Raw genomic sequence first — 21,611 nt, forward strand, 5'->3', positions numbered from 1 at the left:
CACCCCCCGGGGACAGCTCGGTGGTCCTCGGTCCGCTGAACGTGACCGGGCCCACCGGAACTGTCGGTGGGTCCCCCTAGCCTCCAGACGCTCACCCGAGCGATGCACCGACGACACGGAGGACCGGATCATGGCCGGCGACACAGTCATCACCGTCATTGGCAACCTGACCAGCGACCCCGAGCTGCGCTTCACGCCCTCGGGCGCGGCGGTCGCCAACTTCACCATCGCCTCCACTCCGCGCACCCTGGACCGCCAGACCCAGGAGTGGAAGGACGGCGAGGCGCTCTTCCTGCGCTGCAGCTGCTGGCGGCAGATGGCCGAGCACGTCGCGGGATCACTCATCCGCGGCTCGCGGGTCATGGCACAGGGCCGCCTCAAGCAGCGCTCCTTCGAGACCAAGGAGGGCGAGAAGCGCACCGTCGTGGAGCTGGAGGTCGACGAGATCGGCCCGTCGCTCCGCTACGCCACGGCGGCGGTCTCCAAGGCCGCCCGTACCGACGGCGCTCCCGACCGGGGAACCGGCGGCGGGAACGGCGGCGCGGCGGCCGGGCAGGGTGGCTCACCCGACCCGTGGGCGGCGTCGGGCGACGGCCTCGGCGAGGAGCCGCCGTTCTGAGCTGCCTGCCGGGCGCTCCGTCGCCCGCGGGCAGGCGGTGGGCGTGCCGGCTCCCGCCGGCACGTCCATCGCACCGCGACGGCCCGTGCGGAGGAGGGAGCGATCGGACCGGGCGGGACGACGGCACTCGCTCCGAGCCCCACGGAGCAGGTCCGCGCAGCTGATCTCCGCAGCGGATGGACGCACGACCGAGCTGGTCGATCGACCAACACTGTGCCAGCATGGCGGCGCCGGCCGGTCGGCCGGCGCCGCTGTCCCTCCCCCGTCTCGAGGAACACCCGTGAGTCCGCTCCGTCGCTGGTCCGCCCTCGCGGTGCTGGCGCTGCCGGTCCTGCTCATCAGCATCGACATGACCGTGCTCGGCTTCGCCGTGCCGGCCCTGACCGCCGACCTGGGCCCGACGTCGACCGAGCTGCTGTGGATCGTCGACATCTACTCCTTCCTGCTCGCCGGGCTGCTCGTGCTGATGGGCAACCTCGGCGACCGCATCGGCCGCCGCCGGCTGCTCGTGGTCGGTGCCGCCGCGTTCGGGTGCGCCTCGCTGGTCGCGGCGTTCTCCACGACGGCCGGGATGCTCATCGCGGCCCGGGCGCTGCTCGGGCTCGGCGGGGCCACGCTGATGCCCTCGACGCTGGCGCTGCTGCGCTCGGTGTTCCCCGACGCCCGGGAGCGCCGCCTGGCCATCGCCGTCTGGGCGGCCGCGTTCTCCGGCGGCGCCGCCCTCGGGCCGATCCTCGGGGGGTTCCTGCTCGAGCACTTCTGGTGGGGCTCGGTGTTCCTGGTGAACGCGCCGGTCATGATCCTGCTGCTCGTCGGCGCCCCGCTGCTGCTGCCCGAGTCGCGCCCGCGACCCGGCCGGTTCGACGCGCTGTCCGCGGTGCTGTCCATCGCCGGTGTGCTGCCGCTGGTCTACGCCCTCAAGACCGCCGCGCACGACGGCGTCAGCGTGCCGGTCCTGGTCAGCCTCGCGGCCGGCCTCGGGCTGCTGTGGACCTTCGCGCGCCGGCAGCGCCGGCTGGCCGAGCCGCTGCTGGACCTGCGGCTGTTCGGCTCCCGCGCGTTCTCCGTCGCGGTGACGACGAACCTGCTCACGGTCTTCGCCCTGCTCGGGCTGATGTTCTTCCTGCCGCAGTACCTGATGCTCGTGCTCGGCATGAGCCCGCTGGTCGCCGGCCTGTGGATGCTGCCGCTCGCCGGAGCGACCGTGGCCGGGTCACTCGCCGCCCCCTGGCTGGCCCGCTCCCTGCACCTGCGGTGGGTCATCGGCGGCGGGATGGCGCTGGCCGCCGCCGGGCTGGCGGCCGGCACGCTGCTCGGGGTCGACGGCGACCGGGCCGTCCTGGTGGTGGTCGGCCTGCTCATCGGCGCCGGCGTCGGAGCCGCGGAGGCGCTGACCAACGACGTCATCCTCGCCACGGCGCCGCCGGAGCGGGCCGGTGCCGCCGCCTCGGTCTCCGAGACCGCCTACGAGTTCGGCGGTGCGATGGGGACGGCGGTGCTGGGCACCGTCGGGCTGTCGGTCTACGCGGCGCACCTCGGCGCCGTCGGCGGCGTGCCCGCGCGGGACGCCGAGGCTGCCCGGGAGACCCTGGGCGGCGCCGCGGAGGTCGCAGCGGGGCTGCCGGCGGACGCCGCCGCGGCCCTCCTGGCCGAGGCCGGGCGGGCGTTCGTGACCGGCATGCACGTGGTGCTGGGGATCGCCGCCGTGCTGGCGGCGTACGTGGCGGTGCAGGCCGTCGTCCTGCTGCGCGGCAGCCGGGGAGCCGGTGCCGCGCCGGCCGACCAGCCGGCGATGGCGACGGCGATGGAGACGGAGATGGAGACGGAGATGGCGCCCCGGTGACGGGCGGGAAGCGCGCGCACCTGCCCGTCGAGCAGCGCCGGGCCCAGCTCGTCGCGGCCGCCATGCGGGTGATGCAGCGGGAGGGCGCCTGGTCGCTCACCACGCGGGCGGTCGCGAAGGAGGCCGGCGTCCCGCTCGGAGCAGTGCACTACGCGTTCGGCGCCAAGACCGAGCTGGTGCGTGCCGTCTTCCAGGCCGACCGCGACCGGTCCACCGCCCTGCTCCGGCGGGCGGTGCAGGCCGGGGGCTCCCCCGCGGAGATCCTGATCCGCGCCCTCGTCGGCTACGCGGACAGCGTCATCGCCGACCCCGGCGCCGAGATGGTGCTCCAGGAGCTGACGATGATGGGCGGCCGGGACGACGACCTGCGGGCCGCGGCGCGGGAGTCCACCGAGCAGTACCGCGGCGACGTCCTCGACCTGCTGCACCGCGTGGCCGAGGCATCCGGCGGGACCTGGTCCGGCGAGGTGGCGGTGCTGGTGGAGTCGGTGCTGGGCCTGCTCTTCGGGGCGTCGGTGAACTGGCTGTGCACCGGCGACGACGACCTCTTCCGCCGGTGTGTCACCGATGCCGCACAGACCCTCGCCGCCCGCCTGACGGAGGCGGGCGCCCCGGGCTGAGCCGGTCGCGCCGAGCCGACCCGGTCGACGCCGGATCCCGGCCGCTACGAGCCCGCGGTCGCCATGGCGCGCGCGACGTACGGCAGGACGCCGCCGTGGCGGAGGTACCGAGCCTCCCGAGCCGTGTCCACGCGGACGACGGCCGCGAAGCTGACCGGTGCCCCCTCCTCCGACCGGGCGGAGACGACGACCCGCCGAGGCCAGTCGTCCTCCGTCAGGTGCTCCAGTCCCTGGACGTCGTAGGCCTCCCGGCCGGAGAGGCCGAGGCTCGCCACGCTGTCCCCCTCCAGGAACTGCAGGGGCAGCACCCCCATCCCGATCAGGTTGGCGCGGTGGATCCGCTCGAAGCTCTCGGCGAGGACCGCACGGACGCCGAGCAGCGCCGTCCCCTTCGCCGCCCAGTCGCGGGACGAGCCGGTGCCGTACTCCTGGCCCGCGAGGACCAGCAGCGGTGTGCCCGCGGTGCGGTAGTGCTCCGCCGCCTCGAACACGGTCTTCGCGCGGCCGTCGAGGTGGTCGAGGGTCCAGCCGCCCCGTCGGTGCGGTACGAGTCGGTTGCGCAGCCGCTGGTTGCCGAACGCGCCGCGCAGCATGACCTCGTGGTTGCCCCGCCGGGAGGCGTAGGTGTTGAGGTCGGTCTCGCCCCGGGCCCGCAGGAACTCCCCGGCCGGGCTGTCGGCGGGGATGCGCCCGGCGGGGCAGATGTGGTCGGTCGTGATGGAGTCCCCGAGCACGGCCAGGGCACGGGCGCCGGTGATGTCCCGGACCGGCTCCGGGGCTGCGGAGAGGTCGTCGAGGAACGGCGGGCGACGGACGTAGGTCGAGTCGGGGTCCCAGTCGAAGGTGGCCCCTCCCCCGCCCGGCAACTCCGCCCAGCGCTGCTCGCCGGTGAGGACGTCGGCGTACCGCGCGGCGAACATGGCGGGGTCCAGGCTCCCCCGGATCACCTCCTCGATCTCGGCGTCCGGAGGCCACAGGTCGCTCAGGTACACCGGGTGTCCGGTCCGGTCGACGCCGAGCGGTTCGTGCAGCAGGTCGACGTCCATCGAGCCCGCGAGGGCGTAGGCGACGACCAGCGGGGGCGAGGCCAGGTAGTTCAGCGAGACGTCGTTGTTGATGCGCCCGTCGAAGTTGCGGTTGCCGGAGAGCACCGCGGCGACCAGCAGGTCGCGCTCGGCGACCGCCTCGCCCACCTCCGGGGTCAGCGGGCCGGAGTTCCCGATGCAGGTCATGCAGCCGTAGCCGACGGTGTGGAAACCGAGCTGCTCGAGCGGACGGTCCAGCCCGGCACGCCGCAGGTAGTCGGTGACGACCTTCGACCCGGGGGCCAGGCTCGTCTTCACCCAGGGCCTGGACGCCAGCCCGGCGGCGACGGCGTTCCGCGCCAGCAGGCCGGCGGCGACCATCACCGAGGGGTTGGACGTGTTCGTGCACGACGTGATGGCGGCGATGGCGACGGCCCCGTGGTCGAGCCGGGGCTCCTGCGCCCGCGGCTCGGCGACCGCACGGAGGGCCGGCGGGTCACTGGCCGGGAAGGACTCGCGGCCGGCCTCGTCCACGGCGTCGCCGGCGGCCTCCGGCGACCGGTCGGCGAGCAACCCGGCGAGCGTGCTCCGGAACCGGCTGCGCGCGCTGGCCAGCGGGATCCGGTCCTGCGGACGACGCGGCCCGGCCAGTGACGGCTCGACGGTCGAGAGGTCCAGCCGGAGCAGGTCGTCGAAGCGCAGCCGCGCCGCGGGGTCGTGCCAGAGTCCCTGTTCCTTGGCGTAGCGCTCGACCGCCGCGACGTGTCCGGCGTCCCGGCCGGTGAAGCGCAGGTAGTCGACCGTGACCCGGTCGATGGGGAAGACCGCGCAGGTGGAGCCGAACTCCGGGCTCATGTTGGCGAGCGTCGCGCGATCGGCGAGCGGAACGGCCCCGACCGACGGCCCGGTGAACTCCACGAAGCTGCCGACGACGCCGTGGGCCCGCAGCAGCTCGGCGATGGTGAGCACCAGGTCGGTCGCGGTCACTCCCGGACGCCGCTCCCCGGTCAGCTCGAGACCGACGACCGGCGGGATGAGCGTGGCCACCGGCAGGCCGAGCATCGCCGCCTCGGCCTCGATGCCGCCGACACCCCAGCCCAGCACCCCGAGACCGTTGATCATCGTGGTGTGGGAGTCGGTGCCGACGAGCGTGTCCGGAAAGGCGCGCCCGTCGCGCAGGACCACGACGTCGGCGAGGTGCTCGAGGTTGATCTGGTGCATGATGCCGGTCCCCGGTGGGACGACGGTCAGCCGGTGGAACTGCTGCTGACCCCACTTGAGGAAGCGGTAGCGCTCCTCGTGACGCGTGTACTCCCGTGCCACGTTGAGCGCGATCGCGTCCGGGCGGCCGAAGACGTCGGTGACGACGGAGTGGTCGACCGTGAGCTCCGCCGGGATCACCGGGTCCACCACCGCGGGATTCCCGCCCAGGTCGCGCACCGCCTCGCGCATCGCCGCCAGGTCCGCCAGGACCGGGACGCCGTTGGTGTCGTGGAGGAAGACCCGGGCCGGCGAGAACGACACCTCGTCCCCCGTGCCGACCCCGCCCGCGAGGCGCCGGATGGCCTCGGCGGTCCCCGTCTCCCCGTCCTCGTGCCGGAGCAGGTTCTCCAGCACGATCTTCAGGGAGAAGGGCAGGTGCTCCGCACCGGGGACGGCGTGCACCGCCCACGTCTCCAACTCGCCACACCCGAGATCGAGGGTCCGTCGCGCACCGAAGCTGTCGTACCGGCCCATGCGCACCTCCGTTGGGGAATTGGTTATAGGCTACAGCTTGGATGTACCGGCTATCCTGATCTCGAAATGCGAGGAGAGGAGGGCGGGTGGCCACGCCGCTGGGGCGCCCCGCGCTGACCAAGGCGGACTACGCCTACAGCGAGGTCCGGGAACGGATCATGTCCGGCGCGCTCCCGCACGGTGCGGTCGTGAGCCAGGAGGCCCTGGCGGCCGAGCTCAGCGTCAGCACCACGCCGTTGCGCGAGGCCATGCGCCGGCTCTCCGCGGAGGGGCTGGTCGTCCTCGACGCCCATCGAGACGCGCGCGTCGCACCGCTGTCAGCGGCCGAGGCTCGCAGCCTGTTCGAGATCCGCCAGCAACTCGACCCGCTCGCCGTCCGGCTGGCCGCGGAGCGGCGCGACGACTCCGATCAGCAGCGGATCCGGGAGTCCGCCGCGTTCCTGGAGCCGTTGGACGCCCGCAGCGGCCTCGCCGCCCTCGAGGCACACCGCGCGTTCCACACCGCCCTGTACCGGGCCAGCCACAACGACCTCCTGATCGGCCTGCTCGACGGCCTGTGGGACAAGGCCGACCGCTACCGCCGGGCGGCCCTGGAGGCGCGCCAGGACTCCCCCGACGACCGCGCCAGGGTGCAGGCCGAGCACCAGGCGATGATGACCGCCGTGCTCGACGGTGACCCCGACGCCGCCCAGGAGCACATGCGCCGTCACGTGGTCAACAGTCTCGGGCGCCGGGCGATCGACATCCTGACCGACGGCTGACGGGCGCCGTGCCGGCAGCCGGTGGGTCCGACCGGCTGCCGTCGCCCCACGCCCGGACCTGGGGCCGCCGTGCCGCCCCGGACCGAGCGGCCGGTGCTCAGTTGCCGTGTGGCGCGGCTCGGTAGGCGCCGGCCGATCCGCGACGGCCTGGCGGGCGGTGCGCCCGGGCCTGCTCGAGCCGCTCCTGGCGACGCGCGAAGACGACCGTCCCGACCAGGAAGAGCCCGGACAGGATCAGGACGACCGCGGTGAACGCGTTCACGAACGGCAGGTCCACGCCGGCCAGGGCGAGCACACCGAGCGCGACCAGCACCAGCGCGGCCAGCACCGCCCCGGCGGCGCGCCACGGGCTCTTGGCGACCTCCTCGACGCCCTCCTGCGCCTTGTCCTTCGCGTAGTCCAGCGGCTTCTTCGCCCAGGAGAAGCGCGTGCCCAGCAGCGCCAGGCCGGCGGCGACCAGCACGAAGCCGGGGCCGGGCAGCACGAGCAGCGCGATGCCGGCGAGGGTCAGCAGGCCGCCGAGGAAGGCGACGACAACGGTCTTCACCGTTGGGTGGTGCCCGATCCACCGGACCGTCATGCCGCACCGCCCGGCCACGTGCCGGACTGCGCCCGTGTGGTCACCACGTCGACGGGGAGGGGCGGGGCGTCGACGGCCAGGCGTGCCCGCCCGACGGCTCGGTGAGGTCAGCGGCATCCCGGCTCCGGGCCCCCGGGACGAGCCGGACAGCACCGAGCCCGTTGCCGTACCAGCGCGTCGTCGATCAGACGTGTCGATCAGACGTGTCGATCAGACGTGTCGATCAGACGTGCTGTCCCGTGGCCCAGGCGTGGCTCGTGGTGACGACGGCGACGACGGTCTGCAGCTCGGCGGGGTCGCGCGGACCGAAGAGCAGGACCATGCCCGGGGTGAGCCGGACACCGGCGAGCGGGTGGGCGACGCCCCAGCCCTTCGCGACCACGTCGGCCGCGAGGGCCGGCGGGAGCGCCACGTGCAGCGAGCCGTCGGAGCCGGGGTGGACGTGGGCGAACTCCCCGGCGGACGGGACGATGAACGCGTCCACCGGACCCAGCCGCGGCGGGGCCAGCTGGAAGCCGCGTGCGCCCGGCACCGAGATCGCCGACTGGCGGGTGCCCACCCCGGGCAGCGCCGCGATCCGGGCGAACACCTCCTCCTGCAGGTGCACGGGGGCGGTGTCGCTGCGCTGCTCCTGCGGGATGCCGGAGGTCACCGCCGGCCGCGCACCGGCCCGGGTGGGGAGCCGCCCTCCGGGCAGGGCCGCCCACGTGGCCGGACCGGCTGCGGGACGGCCCCGGTGGGCGAGGAAGGTGAGGCGCTCCCGCAACCAGCCGGCCAGCGTGGCCAGGGCCTCGGCAGAGATGCCGTGCCCGACCGGATCGCGGCGGGCGACCGTCGGCGCGCCGGACTCGCCGAGCAGGTAGCTCCAGGTGCGGTCGAGCAGCTCCCGCGGGATGACGCTGTCGTGCTCCCCCTGCGCGACGACGACCGGCACCCCGGCCAGTCGGGCCGGCGTGGTGGGGACACCGGCCTCGAAGGGCAGCGTGCCGTAGAGGACCGCGCCGCCGGCGTAGCGGTCGGGATCGTCCAGCAGCAGCCCGCCGGCGAACGCTGCTCCCCCGCTGAACCCGATCAGGACCACCGGGCGACCGGGCGGGGCGACCTCGTCGAGCCACTGCCAGAACCAGTCCATCGTCGCGCGCAGCGACCCGGCGACCGGGCGGCCGATCCCCCGGTTGGCGAACCAGGCGTACCCGCCGCCCTCGGCGATCGGCGCGCGCACGGCGGCGTACGCCGGACCGGCCGGCAGGTGCTCGGCGAGCGCGATGATCTCCTGCTCGTGCGACCCCCGACCGTGCAGCAGGACGACGAGCGGCGCCGCCGGGTCGGAGTCGCCCGCCGTCGCGACCACCGGTGCGGCCCACGTGGTGGTCACGCCCCGGCCTCCGCCGACCCGGGCAGCACGCGACCGGCCGTGCCGACGCCGGACCACCGCTGCACCTCGGCCGCCATGTCCAGCGCATCGACCGGGGCGGCGTTCTCGTACTCACCCCAGGCCTCGCGCGGCAGCATCCACATGACCTCGAACTCGTTGCCGTCGGGGTCGATGCCGTAGACGCTCTTGGTCGCGCCGTGGCTGGACTCGCCGGTGTAGGCGCCGAGCTCGACCAGCGTCCGGCGCGCTCCCGCCAGCTCGTCGACGGTGTCCACCTGCCAGGCCAGGTGGTACAGCCCGACGGTGCCGCGGGCTCGTGGCGGGGCACCGGCGCCGATGCCGAAGAGCCCGAGGTCGTGGTGGTTCCCGGAGCGGGGCAGCCGGAGGAAGGCGGCGTCGGCGCGGGGCTCACGCGCCACCACCTCCATGCCGAAGGCGCCGGTCCAGAACCGCAGCGACCGCTCGAGGTCGCTGACGAAGAGGACGGCGTGGTTGAGCCGGACGGCGGCGATGGTCATGACGGGCTCCTGCTCGGATCGACGGTTCAGGCGGTCGGGCCGACCAGCTGGAAGGCGCTCTGCCAGGCCCAGCCCTTGGTCGCGTTGAGGGTGATGTTGAGGAAGGCGATCTCCTCCAGCGAGCGGGCCAGCCGCAGGCCGCCGGCGTCGAGCGGGGCGAAGCCCAGCGAGGTGGCCAGCTCGGCGACGCGGGCCCGGGCGTCGGCGTCGTCCCCGGCCAGCAGCAACTGCAGCGGCTGCCCGTTCTCGGTGGGAGCGGCGTAGCGGCTGGCGAAGACGGTGTTGAACGCCTTGACCACGGGCACGGCGCCCACGGCCTGCTGCACGGCCTCCGCACCGGAGGTCCCGGTGATCGCCAGGTCGCTGTAGGTCTCGTTGATCGGGTTCGTGGCGTCCACGACCACGGCGCCGTCCAGCGCCGGGGCTAGCTCGCCCGCCAGGGCAGGTGCGGCGACGCCGGGAACGGCGAGGACGACGACCTGCGCACCCGCGACCGCGGCGGCGTTGCTCTCGGCGCAAGGAAGGCTACTCGGGGGGAACTTGAACTGTCAACTACTGACGCGGTAGATTCATGACGTGCCCCAGCTCTCCCGGCGCGACGACGCCCTCATCACCACCTTTGGCCGACTGGTGGAGGCCCAGAGCCGCCTCGAGCGACGGCTCGGCGCCGACCTGGAGGCCCGCTGCGACCTCCCCCATGCCTGGTTCGAGGTGCTGGTGCGGCTGGGCAGGTCCGCGGCCGGCCGGCTCACGATGGGCAGCCTCGCCGAGGAGGTCAGCCTCACGACCGGTGGCGTGACACGGCTGGTCGACCGCATGGAGGCAGCCGGGTACGTCGAGCGGGTGCCCTGCCCCACCGACCGGCGGGTCTCCTACGCCAGCCTGACCGACAGCGGACGGGCGAAGCTGGACGAGGCAACACAGGTCCACGCGGCCAACCTGCGCTCGGTCTTCGCCACCTTCAGCGACGAGGACCGGAACACGCTCGACGCCCTCCTCGACCGGCTGCGCCCGGTGCACGCCGACCTCGCCGCCGGTTCCTGACCACCCCCACGGCGGCTCCCCGAGCAGGACCACGCGGCGGACCGGAGCTCCGGTGGCACCCTCACGGGGCTCGGCCCCGCCCGGATCCCGCCCGGAGCAACTCGGTGCCGGAGACGGTGCGGCCGGTGCGGGAGCGCGCCCACCTGGCTACCGTCCAGACGCATGAGCGGCACCGACCTCCGGATCGCGATCGTCGGAGCCGGCATCGGCGGGCTGTCCCTGGGCCTGGCGTTGCGGGAGCGGGGCGTGCGGGCCGAGGTGTTCGAGCAGGCCCCGGAGCTGGCCGAGATCGGCGCCGCGATCGCGCTGTCGGCCAATGCCACCCGGGAGTACGCCCGGTTGGGCCTGGTCGACGAGCTCGCCGCGGCCGCCACGATCCCGACGGAGCTGGTCTACCGCCACTGGCAGGACGGCAGCCGCATCGCCGCCCACCCGGTCGCCCAGGGCAACGCCTACGTGGACCGGTTCGGTGCGCCGTACTTCGGCATCCACCGCGCCGACCTGCAACGGACCCTCAGCGGGGCGCTCGGGTCCGAGCAGCTGCACCTCGGCTGCCGGTTGACCGACCTGGTCCCGGAGCGGGACTCGGTGGTGCTGGAGTTCGCCGACGGCCGGGTCGAACACGTCGATGTCGTGGTCGGCGCCGACGGCGTGCGATCCATGGTCCGGCGGTGGGTCACCGGCGCGGACGACGCGGTCTACTCCGGAACCAGCGCCTTCCGCGGGATCGTGCCGACGGCGGACCTCCCTTCGCTACCCGATCCGCACGCCATCCAGTTCTGGATGGGCCCCGACGCACACGTGCTGCACTACGCGATCGGCGGGCAGGGCGAGTCGGTCAACTTCTTCGCGGTGGTCGAGGGTCCCCGGGTCTGGCCGCACGACGGCTCGATCGTCGAGGTCCCCGAGGACGTCCCCGTCGCGTCCTTCCGGGGCTGGCACCCTGCCGTTCCCGAGATGATCGCGGCGGCCGCGAGCCCCCTCCGGTGGTCGCTCTCCACGGTGCGTCCGCTGCTGCGGTGGTACCGGGGCCGGGTCGTCGTCCTCGGCGACGCCGCCCACGGCATGCTGCCGCACCAGGGGCAGGGCGCCAACACCTCGATCGAGGATGCCTTCGCCCTGGCCGCGCTGATCGCCGACACCCGGCCCGGCGACGACCCGGCGCCCGTCTTCGCCCGGTACCAGGAGCTCCGCCGGGCCCGCACGCGCGCGATCCAGCGCAGCTCCTGGATCACCAACTCCCTGCTCCACCTGCCGGAGGGGCCGGCCGCCCGGATGCGCGACGCGAAGATGGCGAGGTTCCCGGAGGACTTCGGCTGGATCCACGAGTACGACGTGCAGCAGGCGCTCCAGGCGTCCGCCGCCGCGCCGCGCTGAGCGACGGACCGCCCCGCCACCGACGGGAGGCAGCACCCTGATGACGCGAGACGAGCTGGAAGCCGGGTTGGCGGAGGTTCTCGGGACGGTCGCCGGCCTCGACCGCGCCGACATCGCCCCGGAGAAGTCCTTCACCGAGGACCTCGGCATCGACTCCCTGGCCGTGGTCGAGGTCGTCGTCGCGGCCGAGGACCGCTTCGGCGTGCTGATCCCCGACGACGTCTGGGCGCGGTTCAGGACGGTGGGCGACGCTCTCCGGTTCCTCGCGGAGGCGACCACCGCGCCACCGTGGACGGCACCCGGGACCCGATAGGTGCCGACTGCCGCGGGGAGGAGACCTCCGCCCGCGTGTACGGCCCGGCTGATCCGCTACGGACCGGCGCCGTAGGGTCGGCACCAGCAGTGGGAGCCGATCCCCGGGGAACCGGCGCTCACCTCGGGGCGGAGGAGAAGTCCGGGCGCTCCAGCAGCGCGGAGACCGCCAACCCGACGAGCAGACCCCAGAAGGCGGCCCCGACGTTCAGGACCGTCACGTCGGCGACCGTGACGACGAAGGTGACCAGGGCGCCGAGGGTGAAGCGGGCGCCGAACGCCGCGACGAAGGACGCCTGCAGCACCCGCAGCAGGGCCAGGCCGCCGAGCGTGGCGATGAAGGCCGGCGGCGTGGCCAGCATGGCGCTGGTGAAGAGCGGCGCGAACAGACCGAACAGCATGGCCAGCAGGCCGCAGGCGATCCCGGCGGTGTACTGCCGGGATCGCTCCCCGGATGCCGAGAGCAGGGCGTTCGTCGGCCCGGTCAGGCAGGTCGACACCGCGCCCACCGCCGCGGTGAGGAGCGACCAGGCGCCGCAGGCGACGGTGACGACGTTGATCGGCGGAGCGTGCCCCACGGAGCGCAGCACCCCGATCCCCTGTCCGTTCTGGACCACCAGCACGGTGATGGCCAGCGGCAGGACCAGCTCCAGCATCGCCTGCAGCGACCACTCGGGCGCCTGCAGCACCGGCGCGGCGAACCACTCCGCCCCGGCGCCGGCGGGGCTGAACCGGCCGGAGAGCACCACCGTTCCCGCCCCGACGATCAGCGCCCCGATGATCGGGGGGATCCGCCGACCCAGCCCCGGCAGCGCGCTGAGCAGCAGGAAGGTCAGGACCATGGGTGCGGCGATCCCGACGTCGTCGCGCAGGGAGCGCACCAGGTCGGTACCGAAGCGCAGGAAGATCCCGGCGACCATGGCCATCACGATCGGCATCGGGACGACCGCCATGGCCCGGCGCACCCACCCGCTCAGCCCCAGGAGGAGGACGAGGAGGCCGGTGGCGAAGAAGGCGCCGACCACCTGTGGCCAGCTGAGGTGGGTCAGGGCCGGCCCGACGAGCACGGTGCCCGGGATCGTCCAGAAGAAGGCCAGGGGCTGCCGGTAGAGCCAGCACGCTGCGACGGTGAGGAAGCCGTTGAGGAAGAACGCGCCGAAGATCCACGAGGCCAGCTCCTCCCGGGACAGCCCGCCCTGCGCACCCACCGCCAGGATCACCGCGACCGGACCGGTGGCCGCGAAGATGAGGCCGATGAGGCCGTTGGCGGCGTAGACGCCCCCGGCGTCCCGCAGCAGCCGGCGCGGGCCAGGCAGGGGCCGGACGGGGCGCTCGATCAGGTGCTCACGCACCGCCGCTCCGGTTCCGGCGTTCTCGTCGGCGCGCTGGGGTCGCATGGCTCCGTTCCCGTCTGCTCGCTACGCGGGTGGGCCCGTGCCCGCGCGGGGAGAGGAGTACTGCGCTGCGCTGCCGCGTCGGCGCACAGGACCACCAGGGTCGAGGCCACGCACGGGCCCCCGATCCGGTCGGGAAGATCGACCAGCGGGGACCCTAGCGCCGCGTCTCCTGAGGTGGCCGGGCCAGCAGGATGGAGTAGTGCGGGCGCTGGTGGATCACCCGCTCCGCGGTCCGGGACCCCCGGTGGTGCTGGTGCCCGAGGACGAGGAGGTCCACGCCGAGTTCCTCGGCCCGCTGCAGGATGACGTCGGCGGCGTCGTGCTCCGTGGCGACGACCATCTCCCCGTGGGCGTCGATGCCTGCGGCACTCAGCCGGTCGACCAACTGCTGCACCGCGGCCCGGTCGGCGTCCTCGGGGTCGTCCTCGGCGGACCAGACGCCGAGGCGCGCCGAACCGCCGGTGATGTCCTCCGGGATGATGTGCCCCCGCGCGATGTGGAGCACGTGCACGGTGGCCCCGGTCAGCTTGCCGATCTGCTCGGTGCGCTGGATGGCCGAGGCGTTCTCCTTCGTCGGGTGCGCGTCGATCGTGACGAGGATCCGCTCATACACGGCGACTTCCCTTCCTCGAGATGTCAAAGGGCGGATGAGCGGAACGGGGTCCGCGCAGCAGTCGACCGCCGACCGTCATCGGGCGCCTGACCCGACCCCGGGGGAGGGCTCCACCGGCGTTGTCACGACCTCCACGGGGCGCCGGGCCACCGGGACGATGAGGGTCAGGAGCACGCCGAAGAGCGCGAGCCCCGCGGCGACGTAGAAAATGTTTTCCAGGGCGAGCCCCGCCGCGATCAGGAATCCGCCGATTAGCGGGCCGCCGATGCCGCCGAGGCGACCGAACCCCGCGCACCAGGCCACGCCGGCGCCGCGCACGTTGTTCCGGTAGTAGTTCGAGACGAAGCCGTAGATCAGGATCTGCGTGCCACTGGTGCCCAACCCGACGACCGCGATGAACGCCAGCAGCACCCCGAGAGGAAGGTCGAGGGTCAGCGTGATGATGGCGAGGGCTCCGATGCTGAAGCTGGCGGCGATGACGGGCTTCGGCCCGAACCGGTCCGCAATCCGTGAGGAGATGAGCGCCCCGACCGCCGCGCCGCCGTTGAGCACCAGGAGGAATGCCAGCGAACCCTTCGTGGAGAACCCCGCGCGGCCCATGAGTTCGGGCAGCCACGTGTTCAGCAGGTAGACGAGCACCAGGCCGGTGGCGCTCATCAGGCCGAGCACCACGGTGGGGAACACGTACTGCCGGCCGAACAGCCCGGCGAAGCCGGCGCGCTCCCGCGCGGGCGCCCGCCTGGCGTCGGCGGCAGCGAGGCTGGTGGCCGTCGTGATCGGCACACCCGTGCGCTCCGAGCTCCGCTGCGCCTCGTCGTGCCGACCGCGTGACGCCAGCCAGGCCGGAGACTCCGGCATCTTGAGGAAGGCCAACGGCAGCAGCGTCACGATCGGCAGGGCCCCGATCCAGAACATGCCCCGCCAGCCGATGTGCTCGAGGAGGAGGATCGCCAGCAGCGCCGCCATCAGGCTACCGATGGGGACACCGGCGTAGGTGATCGCGTTGGCGATGTTCTTCTTTCCTGGCGGGGCGAACTCGGCCACCAGGGCGCCGGTGGTGGCGACCAGGGCACCGACGCCGATACCAGTGAGGAACCGCATCAGCCCGAACCCACCGGTGCTGTTCATCAGCGCGGTGACGCCCATGCCGATGGAGAACCACGCATAGGCGGTCAGCATCACCTTGCGGCGACCGATGATGTCGGCCACCGAGCCGGCCGCCAATGCGCCGACCAGCACCCCGATCAGCGCGTAACTGCCGAGTGCCCCGGCCTGCGCCGGGCTGACCGGACCGATCTGCGTGGGGTCACTGAGGAACAGTGGCACGACGGTGCCGTAGACGACCAGGTCGTACCCGTCGAAGATCAGCCCGACCATCGACAGGGCGACGACCCAGGTGACGGTACGGCGGCGTCGGGCCTCCTGCTCCGGGGTCTGCCCCGGGGCAGCGTCCGGTGAGCTACCCGTGGCAATCGACATTGCGGACCTCCTGGGGGTGCCGGTGCGGCCGTTCTCTCCGTGGGGCGCTGCACCCGTCACCGGGGTGGCCGGGACGGCGTGCGGAGCTGCGCCCCTGGGTGCGGGGAAGGTCTGCAGCTGGTCGGGTCGACAGGAGTCGCCGGCGCCTCACGCGTGCGCCGCCGTTCCGATGCCGACACGCGTCGCGGAGCCCCTCCGGAGGAGCTCGACCACCACGGCCACCTCCTCTGTGGCCCGGCGCAGCCTGGCGGGCGCTGCACTGTGACCTAGGTCACCGCAGCGTAGAGGCGTGGCGGGGTCTGCGCGCCCCGAGCGCGCCTCCCTCCGTGGCTCGGACGGAGGTTCTCCACAATGGCCCCGCATTCAGACGGGGGTGACCGGTCCGGCGCGGCCACCGGCCTGGCCAGCGGCTCGTTGCGACCCGATGGCTGGACGGTCTCCACGGCGTCGGCAACGATGGCACCACTCCATCCCGGAAGTGCAGGCACGGCCCATGACGCGCGGTCGGAGCGCCGCGCAGACATCCGAGGAGCTAGAGCCATGACCGACGCTCAGCAGAGCCCCACCGCGGCCGGTTCGGGCGCCAGCGCGACCCAGTCGTTCCTGACCACCGAGATGTACCAGGCCGTCCGGCAGGTACCCCCGGAGCGGGTCGACGCGGTGGTCCGGGCGGTCCTGGACGGCGTGCACCAGGCCATCCGGGAGCACGAGGTCACCTATCCGGAGTTCCAGGCGGCCAAGGCCTGGATGATCCAGGTGGGCGAGGGCGGCGAGTGGCCGCTGTTCCTCGACGTCTTCGTCGAACACGTCGTCGAGGAGGTGCAGGCGGCGACCCAGCAGGGCACCAAGGGCAGCATCCTCGGCCCCTACTACCTACCCGGCCAGCAGCGGCTGCCCTCCCCCGCCACCCTGCCCATGCGCGAGGACGAGAAGGGCAGCCGACTGGCCTTCACCGGCCAGGTCCGCGACGTGGACGGCAACCCCATCGCCGGCGCCGAGATCGACATCTGGCAGGCCGACGACGAGGGCTACTACTCGGGCTTCGCCCCGCACGTGCCCGAGGGCAACCTGCGCGGCCTGGTGGTGGCCGACGACGAGGGCCGGTTCGAGATCCGCACCATCCAGCCCGCGCCGTACCAGATCCCGACCGACGGGCCGACCGGCCAGCTGATCGAGGCCGCCGGCTGGCACCCGTGGCGCCCGGCACACCTGCACCTCATCGTCAGCGGCCCGGGCCACCGGGCGATCACCACCCAGCTGTACTTCCGCGGCGGCGAGTGGCTCGAGTCCGACGTCGCCTCCGCGGTCAAGCCCGAGCTCGTCCTCGACCCGCAGGACCAGGGTGACGGCACCGGACGCGTCGAGTACGACTTCGTCCTCGAGCGCGACGAGGCGACGGCAGCCGCCTGACACCGGACCTCCCTGCCCCCACCGCTCGGTGGAGGGCCCCGTCCTCCCCACCCCTCGCAGACCCGGGGCGGGACCCGGGACGGGGCCGCACCCGCCCCGGTCCTCGAGGAGCTGACATGCTGTTCCACGTCCGCATGGACGTCGCCATCCCCCGCGACCTCGACCCCGACGAGCGCACCCGGCTGGTCAGCACCGAGAAGGCCAGGGCACTGGACCTGCAGCGCCAGGGCACCTGGGTGCACCTGTGGCGGGTGGTCGGCCAGTACAGCAACATCAGCGTCTTCGACGTCGACTCCAGCGACGCGCTGCACGACATCCTGTGGAACCTCCCGCTCTTCCCCTTCATGACCGTCCAGATCACCCCGCTCACCGAGCACCCGTCGGCACTGTCGGCGAATCCGTGAGCTCGCCGAGGAGCGGCTGCGGCGGCCGGCGGACGTCGAGGCGATCCGGACCTCGCCGCGATCCCCCGAGGGGAGCCGCGTGACCGCGCGGCTGCACGCCGCCGAGGACGGCCCGGCCGACGCCTGCGTGCTCGTCCTCGGCCCGTCGCTGGGCACCGACACCGGCCTGTTCGACCCCCAGGTCGCCGAGTTCGCCCGCACTCACCGGGTGATCCGCTACGACCTGCGCGGGCACGGCGGCTCCGAGGTCGTGCCCGGGCCGTGCACGATGGCCGACCTCGCCGGTGACGTGCTGGCGCTGCTGGACTCGTGGGGGGTGGAGCGGTTCTGCTGCGCCGGCGTCTCCATCGGCGGCGCCATCGGCCAGCAACTGGCGCTCACCGTTCCCGACCGGCTGGAGAAGCTGGCGATCATCGCCTCCGCGGCGCAGTTCACCGATCCGCCGTCGTGGGTGGTGCGGGCCGCGCAGGTGCGGGAGCAGGGCACCGAGGTCCTGGTGCCCTCGCGCACCGGCACCTGGTTCACCGCCAGGTGGGCCGATGAGGAGCCGGCCGCGGCCGATCGGCTGCTGGCCATGATGCGGGCCACGCCCGCGGAGGGCTACGCCGCCTGCTGCGAGGCGATCGGCGCCTTCGACGTCCGCGACCGGCTCGGGGAGATCGCCGCCCCGACGCTCCTCGTCGCCGGCGCCGAGGACCCGGCCACCACCGTCGACATGGTCCGGCTGCTCGCCGACAGCATCCCGGACAGCAGGTTCCGCGTCGTCCCCGGAGCCGCGCACCTGCCCAACGCCACCCACTCGCAGGCGGTGAACGCCGCGCTGCGGGACCACTTCGGAGACTGACGGAGGTCGGCCATGGACAAGGTCTTCGGCAGCGCGCGGGAGGCCGTCGCCGACATCCCCGACGGCGCGGTGCTGGCGGTCGGCGGGTTCGGGTTGTGCGGTGTGCCGTTCGCGCTGATCGACGCGCTGTTGGAGCAGGGCACGCGGGACCTCACCACCATCTCCAACAACTGCGGCGTGGAGGACCAGGCGCTCGGCGTGCTGCTGTACGCCGGCCGGATCCGCCGGACGATCAGCTCCTTCGTCGGCGGCAGCAAGGAGGTCGCCCGCCTCTACCTGTCCGGGGAGCTGGAGGTGGAGCTCACCCCGCAGGGCACGCTGGCCGAGCGACTGCGCTGCGGAGGCATCGGCATCCCGGCGTTCTACACCCCCACCGGCGTCGGCACGCTGGTCGCCGAGGGCGGCATCCCGTTCCGTTACGACGCCGAGGGCAACGTCGTGGCCACCAGCGAACCGAAGGAGGTCCGGGTCTTCGACGGCCACCCGTACGTGCTGGAGACGGCCCTGACCGCCGACTTCGGTCTGGTGCGAGCCGCCACCGGTGACCGGCACGGCAACCTGTGGTTCCACGAGTCGGCCCGCAACTTCAACCCGCTGGCCGGCATGGCCGGGCGGATCACCATCGCCGAGGTCGAGGAACTCGTCGAACCGGGCGCCATCCGGCCCGAGGACGTGCACCTGCCCGGGGTCTTCGTCGACCGGCTCGTCGTCGTCGATCCCGGGAGCAGGAAGATCGAGAAGCGCACCACCCGACCGCGTACCGAGCCGGCCGACGCCCCGCCGGCCGCCGCAGGCGAGGAGGCCACCACCGCTGCCGAGGAAGGCGACGCCTGACGGCCGGGTCGCCGCACGGCTCGGCGCCCGCGACGGCTCGGCCGCGAGGTCATCCGGGAGCGGGTTCGCGGGGGAAGCGCGCGGCGAGTTCGGACCGGGACCGGACACCGAGTTTGGCGTAGACCCGCGTGAGGTGGAACTGGACGGTCTTGACCGACAGCAGCATCGACGCAGCCACCTCCTTGTTGGTCAGGCCAGTCGCCACGAGCCGGGCGACGGTCCGCTCCTGCTCGGTGAGGCCCTGCGCGTCGGCCTCGGTCCTGCGTGGTGCGGGGCGGCCGGTCTTGAGTTCCCGGTCGCAGCGCTCCACGTAGACCTGCGCGCCCAGCGCCGCGAAGGACTGGCGCGCCGTGGCGAGCAGGGCGGCGGCGTCCCGGCGCCGGCCGGCACGGCGGAGGGTGATGCCCTGGGCGAAGTCCACGCGGGCGCGGTCGTACGGCAGCGGCAGCGCAGCCAGCCCTGCCCGCGCCTGCTCGAAGGCCGCCTCCGCGCCGGGCAGGTCACCGCGGGCTGCCAACAGCCGGCCGCGGACGTAGCCGAGCCGGGCGCTCACCGAGCGGTGCCCCCGCTGGTGCGCCGCCGTCTCGAGCGGCGCGAGGAACTCCTCGGCCTCGGAGAGCCGGTCGGTCACGACGAGGGCGTTGGCGTGGACGTCGTGCCAGGGCCAGAACCCGGGTTCGTCGAGTCCACCCCGCGGGGACCGGACGGTCAGCGGCGCGAGGTGGCGGACGACCGCGGCGTAGTCCGACGCCGCCTCGGCGACGTGTGCCCGGGCGAGCAGCGCGGGGACGGCCATGACGGTGTAGTCGTGCTCGGTGGCCGCGCCGAGCCGCAGGTGCCGCTCCGCGGCCTCCTGCTCGCCCCGCAGGGCCCGGATCTGCGCGCCGGTCCAGTGGACGAGGGGACGCAGCAGGTCCAGTCCGGTGGTGGCGAGCAGGACCTCCCCCTGGCCGACCGCGTCGAGCGCCCCGGGCCAGTCGCCCAGGGCGAAGCGCGTCCGGGCCAGCCACACCAGGGCCCACAGCGAGATGCGCTTGGAGCCGGCCTGCCGGGCGGTGGGGACGGCGGACTCCAGCTCTCGGCGGGCCGCCTCGGGATCGTCCTGCGCGAGGTGCAGCCAGCCCAGGCCCATCCGCACGCGCTGGTGCTGCAGGCCGGTGGGGCTCTCGGCCAGGGCGTGCCGGTAGGCGGTGAACGCCGCGGCGACCTGACCCCGGGCGGCGTGACCGAGGCCGACGATCGCGCGCGACTCCACCGCGGCCGGCGAGCGGGGGTCGCCGTGCTCGACCGCTCGGCCGGCCCACCGGACCAGGGCCTCGCCGTCCCAGTCCGCCAGGGAGTGCAGCACGTGGCGCTGGCAGACGACCGCGGCGGTCCCCCGGTCCGCGCCGCGCTGGCGCCAGGCCGTCTCCAGGTGGGTGGCGGCCTCGGCGCGGCGGCCGCGCTGGATCGCGACGTAGGCGAGCACGGCGTCGCGGCGGGGGCCGGACGGCAGGGTCTCCACGTCGGGGAGCGCGTCGACGGCCGATCCGATCAGTCCGGCTCCGGCCAGCGCGTCGACGGCCTGGATGAGGCGCTCCTCGCGGTCGGCGCGGGTGAGGCTGATCCGGGCGGCGTCGACCAGCGCGCCGGCGACGACCCCCCACGCCCCCTCGTCGGCCTTGCGCCGTGCGAGCTCGACCAGCTCGTCGGCGAGGTGGGCGTCCGGGAGCGGTGCTGCCTCCACCCGGTGGCGGAGTCGCTCGCTCTCGTCGGTGACGATGCCGGCCGCCCGCAGGTGGAGGTCGTGCCGGGCCCGGGGCGACAGGGTGGCGTGCACCGCTGTCCGGTCGAACCGCCCGGGGAAGACCAGTGCGTCCAGGCCGTCCCCGGGATCGGTTGCCAGCAGGCCGGCGGCGCAGGCCTCGTCGAGGGCGTCGATGGGGTCGGCGAGGCCGGCCAGCGTCGCGGCGTCGGCGAGCACGGGGTCCTGGCCGAGCACGGCCGCCGCCTCCACCAGCGCCCGGGCGGCCGGCGTGCAGCGGTCGAGCGCCCGCTGCACGCGACGCTGGGTGCTGGCCGGCGCGGGGAGCCGGGTGTGCCAGTCCGACCAGCGGACCGGCGGGGTGTCGCGGAGCAGCTCCAGGAGGTGGCCGGGGATGCCGGCGGTGTGCTCGCAGAGCCGCCGGGCGACCGGCATCGGGAGGTCGATCGCCGCCACCCGCGCGGCGAGCAGGCGGGTCTCCGCCGGTCCCAGCCGCAGCACGGGGACGGAGGTGGCCGCGAGCCGGTCGAGGACGGCGCGCGCCTCGGGGTCGCCCGTGTCCGGCCATCCGGTGGTCCGGGCGAGCAACAGCGCCAGCGGGGTCCGGTGGGTGCGCGCGACCGCGGAGGCGATCGCCTGCAGCGAGACCGGGTCCGCGTGGTGCGCGTCGTCGACGACGACGAGCAGCGGCTCCGTCCCGGCTCGGGCCTCCCACCGGCGGGCGAGCGCTGTGCCGAGGTCGACCGGGTCGTTCCCGGCCGGCCGCGTCGGCTCCTCGCCGAGGTCGTCGAGGAGCCGACGGACCAGCGCACCGTCCCGACTGCTCTCCCACGGCAGCCCGGTGGTCGTCGTCGTCGGCAGCCGCGGGTGCCGGCGCAGGAACCGGCGCAGCAGGGTGGTCTTGCCGATCCCGGCCGGGCCCTCGACGACGGCGACCACGGGTCCGCCGGCGGAGGCCCGGCCGAGCAGTGCCTCGAGCTGCGCGGCCTCGGTGGCCAGCCCGATGACGTGGGCGTCCTCGTCGGTCGCGCTCACGTCGACACCGGCGGACCGGGCGGCCGGGTGCTCCTCCGTG

The 21,611-nt window shown here is 74.1% G+C and carries 19 protein-coding genes and 1 pseudogene; 11 read left to right on the forward strand and 9 right to left on the reverse strand.

Annotated features, from left to right (window positions below):
• Window positions 1–130: 130 nt before the first annotated feature.
• From BUB17_RS04645 to BUB17_RS04655, 3 genes are all read left to right on the forward strand, one after another.
• Window positions 131–619 carry a single-stranded DNA-binding protein gene (locus BUB17_RS04645; protein ID WP_072914132.1) on the forward strand — a complete coding sequence of 163 codons (489 nt, stop codon included), beginning with the start codon at window positions 131–133 and terminating at the stop codon, window positions 617–619.
• A gap of 280 nt (window positions 620–899) precedes the next feature.
• Window positions 900–2,462 carry an MFS transporter gene (locus BUB17_RS04650; RefSeq protein WP_072914134.1) on the forward strand — a complete coding sequence of 521 codons (1,563 nt, stop codon included), beginning with the start codon at window positions 900–902 and terminating at the stop codon, window positions 2,460–2,462.
• Window positions 2,459–3,082, forward strand: a complete 624-nt coding sequence (locus BUB17_RS04655; RefSeq protein WP_072914137.1) for a TetR/AcrR family transcriptional regulator — start codon at window positions 2,459–2,461, stop codon at window positions 3,080–3,082. Before BUB17_RS04650 ends, BUB17_RS04655 begins: the two co-directional genes overlap by 4 nt.
• Window positions 3,083–3,126: 44 nt before the next feature.
• Here BUB17_RS04655 and acnA read toward each other — a convergent pair whose 3' ends face one another.
• Window positions 3,127–5,844: an aconitate hydratase AcnA gene (gene acnA / locus BUB17_RS04660; protein WP_072914140.1), complete on the reverse strand. Its 2,718-nt coding sequence runs from the start codon at window positions 5,842–5,844 to the stop codon at window positions 3,127–3,129.
• 86 nt (window positions 5,845–5,930) lie between these two features.
• Between acnA and BUB17_RS04665 the strand changes: the two genes are divergently transcribed.
• Window positions 5,931–6,605 (forward strand): GntR family transcriptional regulator, encoded by a 675-nt coding sequence (locus BUB17_RS04665; RefSeq protein ID WP_072914143.1) that lies wholly within the window; start codon window positions 5,931–5,933, stop codon window positions 6,603–6,605.
• 97 nt (window positions 6,606–6,702) lie between these two features.
• On the opposite strand, the gene BUB17_RS04670 is transcribed toward BUB17_RS04665, so the two are convergent.
• The 4 genes and pseudogenes from BUB17_RS04670 to BUB17_RS04685 all read right to left on the reverse strand — a co-directional run.
• Window positions 6,703–7,152, reverse strand: coding sequence for a PGPGW domain-containing protein (locus tag BUB17_RS04670; protein ID WP_072914147.1), 450 nt, complete (start codon window positions 7,150–7,152; stop codon window positions 6,703–6,705).
• Between the two features lie 256 nt (window positions 7,153–7,408).
• Complete coding sequence (locus BUB17_RS04675; protein WP_072914602.1) at window positions 7,409–8,560, reverse strand: luciferase domain-containing protein; 1,152 nt, start codon at window positions 8,558–8,560, stop codon at window positions 7,409–7,411.
• On the reverse strand, window positions 8,557–9,078 hold the full coding sequence (locus BUB17_RS04680) for a VOC family protein (RefSeq protein WP_072914149.1): 522 nt from the start codon (window positions 9,076–9,078) through the stop codon (window positions 8,557–8,559). Before BUB17_RS04680 ends, BUB17_RS04675 begins: the two co-directional genes overlap by 4 nt.
• Window positions 9,079–9,104: 26 nt before the next feature.
• Window positions 9,105–9,581 (reverse strand): annotated as a pseudogene (locus BUB17_RS04685) (NADPH-dependent F420 reductase); the annotation flags it as partial.
• Window positions 9,582–9,654: 73 nt separating this feature from the next.
• On the opposite strand from BUB17_RS04685, the gene BUB17_RS04690 reads away from it, so the two are divergent.
• The 3 genes from BUB17_RS04690 to BUB17_RS04700 all read left to right on the forward strand — a co-directional run bounded on the left by BUB17_RS04690 (window position 9,655) and on the right by BUB17_RS04700 (window position 11,812).
• Window positions 9,655–10,122 carry a MarR family winged helix-turn-helix transcriptional regulator gene (locus tag BUB17_RS04690; RefSeq protein WP_072914155.1) on the forward strand — a complete coding sequence of 156 codons (468 nt, stop codon included), beginning with the start codon at window positions 9,655–9,657 and terminating at the stop codon, window positions 10,120–10,122.
• A gap of 162 nt (window positions 10,123–10,284) precedes the next feature.
• Complete coding sequence (locus tag BUB17_RS04695; RefSeq protein WP_072914158.1) at window positions 10,285–11,499, forward strand: FAD-dependent monooxygenase; 1,215 nt, start codon at window positions 10,285–10,287, stop codon at window positions 11,497–11,499.
• A 40-nt stretch (window positions 11,500–11,539) separates the two neighbouring features.
• The gene (locus BUB17_RS04700) at window positions 11,540–11,812 is read left to right on the forward strand and encodes an acyl carrier protein (protein ID WP_072914162.1); all 273 of its coding nucleotides are present in this window, start codon (window positions 11,540–11,542) and stop codon (window positions 11,810–11,812) included.
• 118 nt (window positions 11,813–11,930) lie between these two features.
• Here BUB17_RS04700 and BUB17_RS04705 read toward each other — a convergent pair whose 3' ends face one another.
• From BUB17_RS04705 to BUB17_RS04715, 3 genes are all read right to left on the reverse strand, one after another.
• Window positions 11,931–13,208: a benzoate/H(+) symporter BenE family transporter gene (locus tag BUB17_RS04705; RefSeq protein WP_072914166.1), complete on the reverse strand. Its 1,278-nt coding sequence runs from the start codon at window positions 13,206–13,208 to the stop codon at window positions 11,931–11,933.
• 154 nt (window positions 13,209–13,362) lie between these two features.
• The gene (locus BUB17_RS04710; protein WP_072914169.1) at window positions 13,363–13,821 is read right to left on the reverse strand and encodes a universal stress protein; all 459 of its coding nucleotides are present in this window, start codon (window positions 13,819–13,821) and stop codon (window positions 13,363–13,365) included.
• Between the two features lie 75 nt (window positions 13,822–13,896).
• Window positions 13,897–15,300, reverse strand: a complete 1,404-nt coding sequence (locus tag BUB17_RS04715) for an MFS transporter (RefSeq protein ID WP_072914172.1) — start codon at window positions 15,298–15,300, stop codon at window positions 13,897–13,899.
• A 540-nt stretch (window positions 15,301–15,840) separates the two neighbouring features.
• Between BUB17_RS04715 and catA the strand changes: the two genes are divergently transcribed.
• The 4 genes from catA to BUB17_RS04735 all read left to right on the forward strand — a co-directional run bounded on the left by catA (window position 15,841) and on the right by BUB17_RS04735 (window position 18,792).
• Window positions 15,841–16,710 (forward strand): catechol 1,2-dioxygenase, encoded by an 870-nt coding sequence (catA, locus tag BUB17_RS04720; protein WP_072914174.1) that lies wholly within the window; start codon window positions 15,841–15,843, stop codon window positions 16,708–16,710.
• 116 nt (window positions 16,711–16,826) lie between these two features.
• Complete coding sequence (catC, locus tag BUB17_RS04725; RefSeq protein ID WP_072914177.1) at window positions 16,827–17,114, forward strand: muconolactone Delta-isomerase; 288 nt, start codon at window positions 16,827–16,829, stop codon at window positions 17,112–17,114.
• A gap of 79 nt (window positions 17,115–17,193) precedes the next feature.
• Window positions 17,194–17,958 carry a 3-oxoadipate enol-lactonase gene (gene pcaD, locus BUB17_RS04730; RefSeq protein ID WP_072914179.1) on the forward strand — a complete coding sequence of 255 codons (765 nt, stop codon included), beginning with the start codon at window positions 17,194–17,196 and terminating at the stop codon, window positions 17,956–17,958.
• A gap of 12 nt (window positions 17,959–17,970) precedes the next feature.
• Window positions 17,971–18,792 (forward strand): CoA transferase subunit A, encoded by an 822-nt coding sequence (locus BUB17_RS04735; RefSeq protein ID WP_072914182.1) that lies wholly within the window; start codon window positions 17,971–17,973, stop codon window positions 18,790–18,792.
• 49 nt (window positions 18,793–18,841) lie between these two features.
• Here BUB17_RS04735 and BUB17_RS04740 read toward each other — a convergent pair whose 3' ends face one another.
• Window positions 18,842–21,571: a LuxR C-terminal-related transcriptional regulator gene (locus BUB17_RS04740; protein ID WP_072914605.1), complete on the reverse strand. Its 2,730-nt coding sequence runs from the start codon at window positions 21,569–21,571 to the stop codon at window positions 18,842–18,844.
• Between the last annotated feature and the right edge of the window lie 40 nt (window positions 21,572–21,611).

This window comes from Geodermatophilus obscurus (genome assembly GCF_900143215.1).
Lineage (GTDB): Bacteria > Actinomycetota > Actinomycetes > Mycobacteriales > Geodermatophilaceae > Geodermatophilus > Geodermatophilus obscurus_A.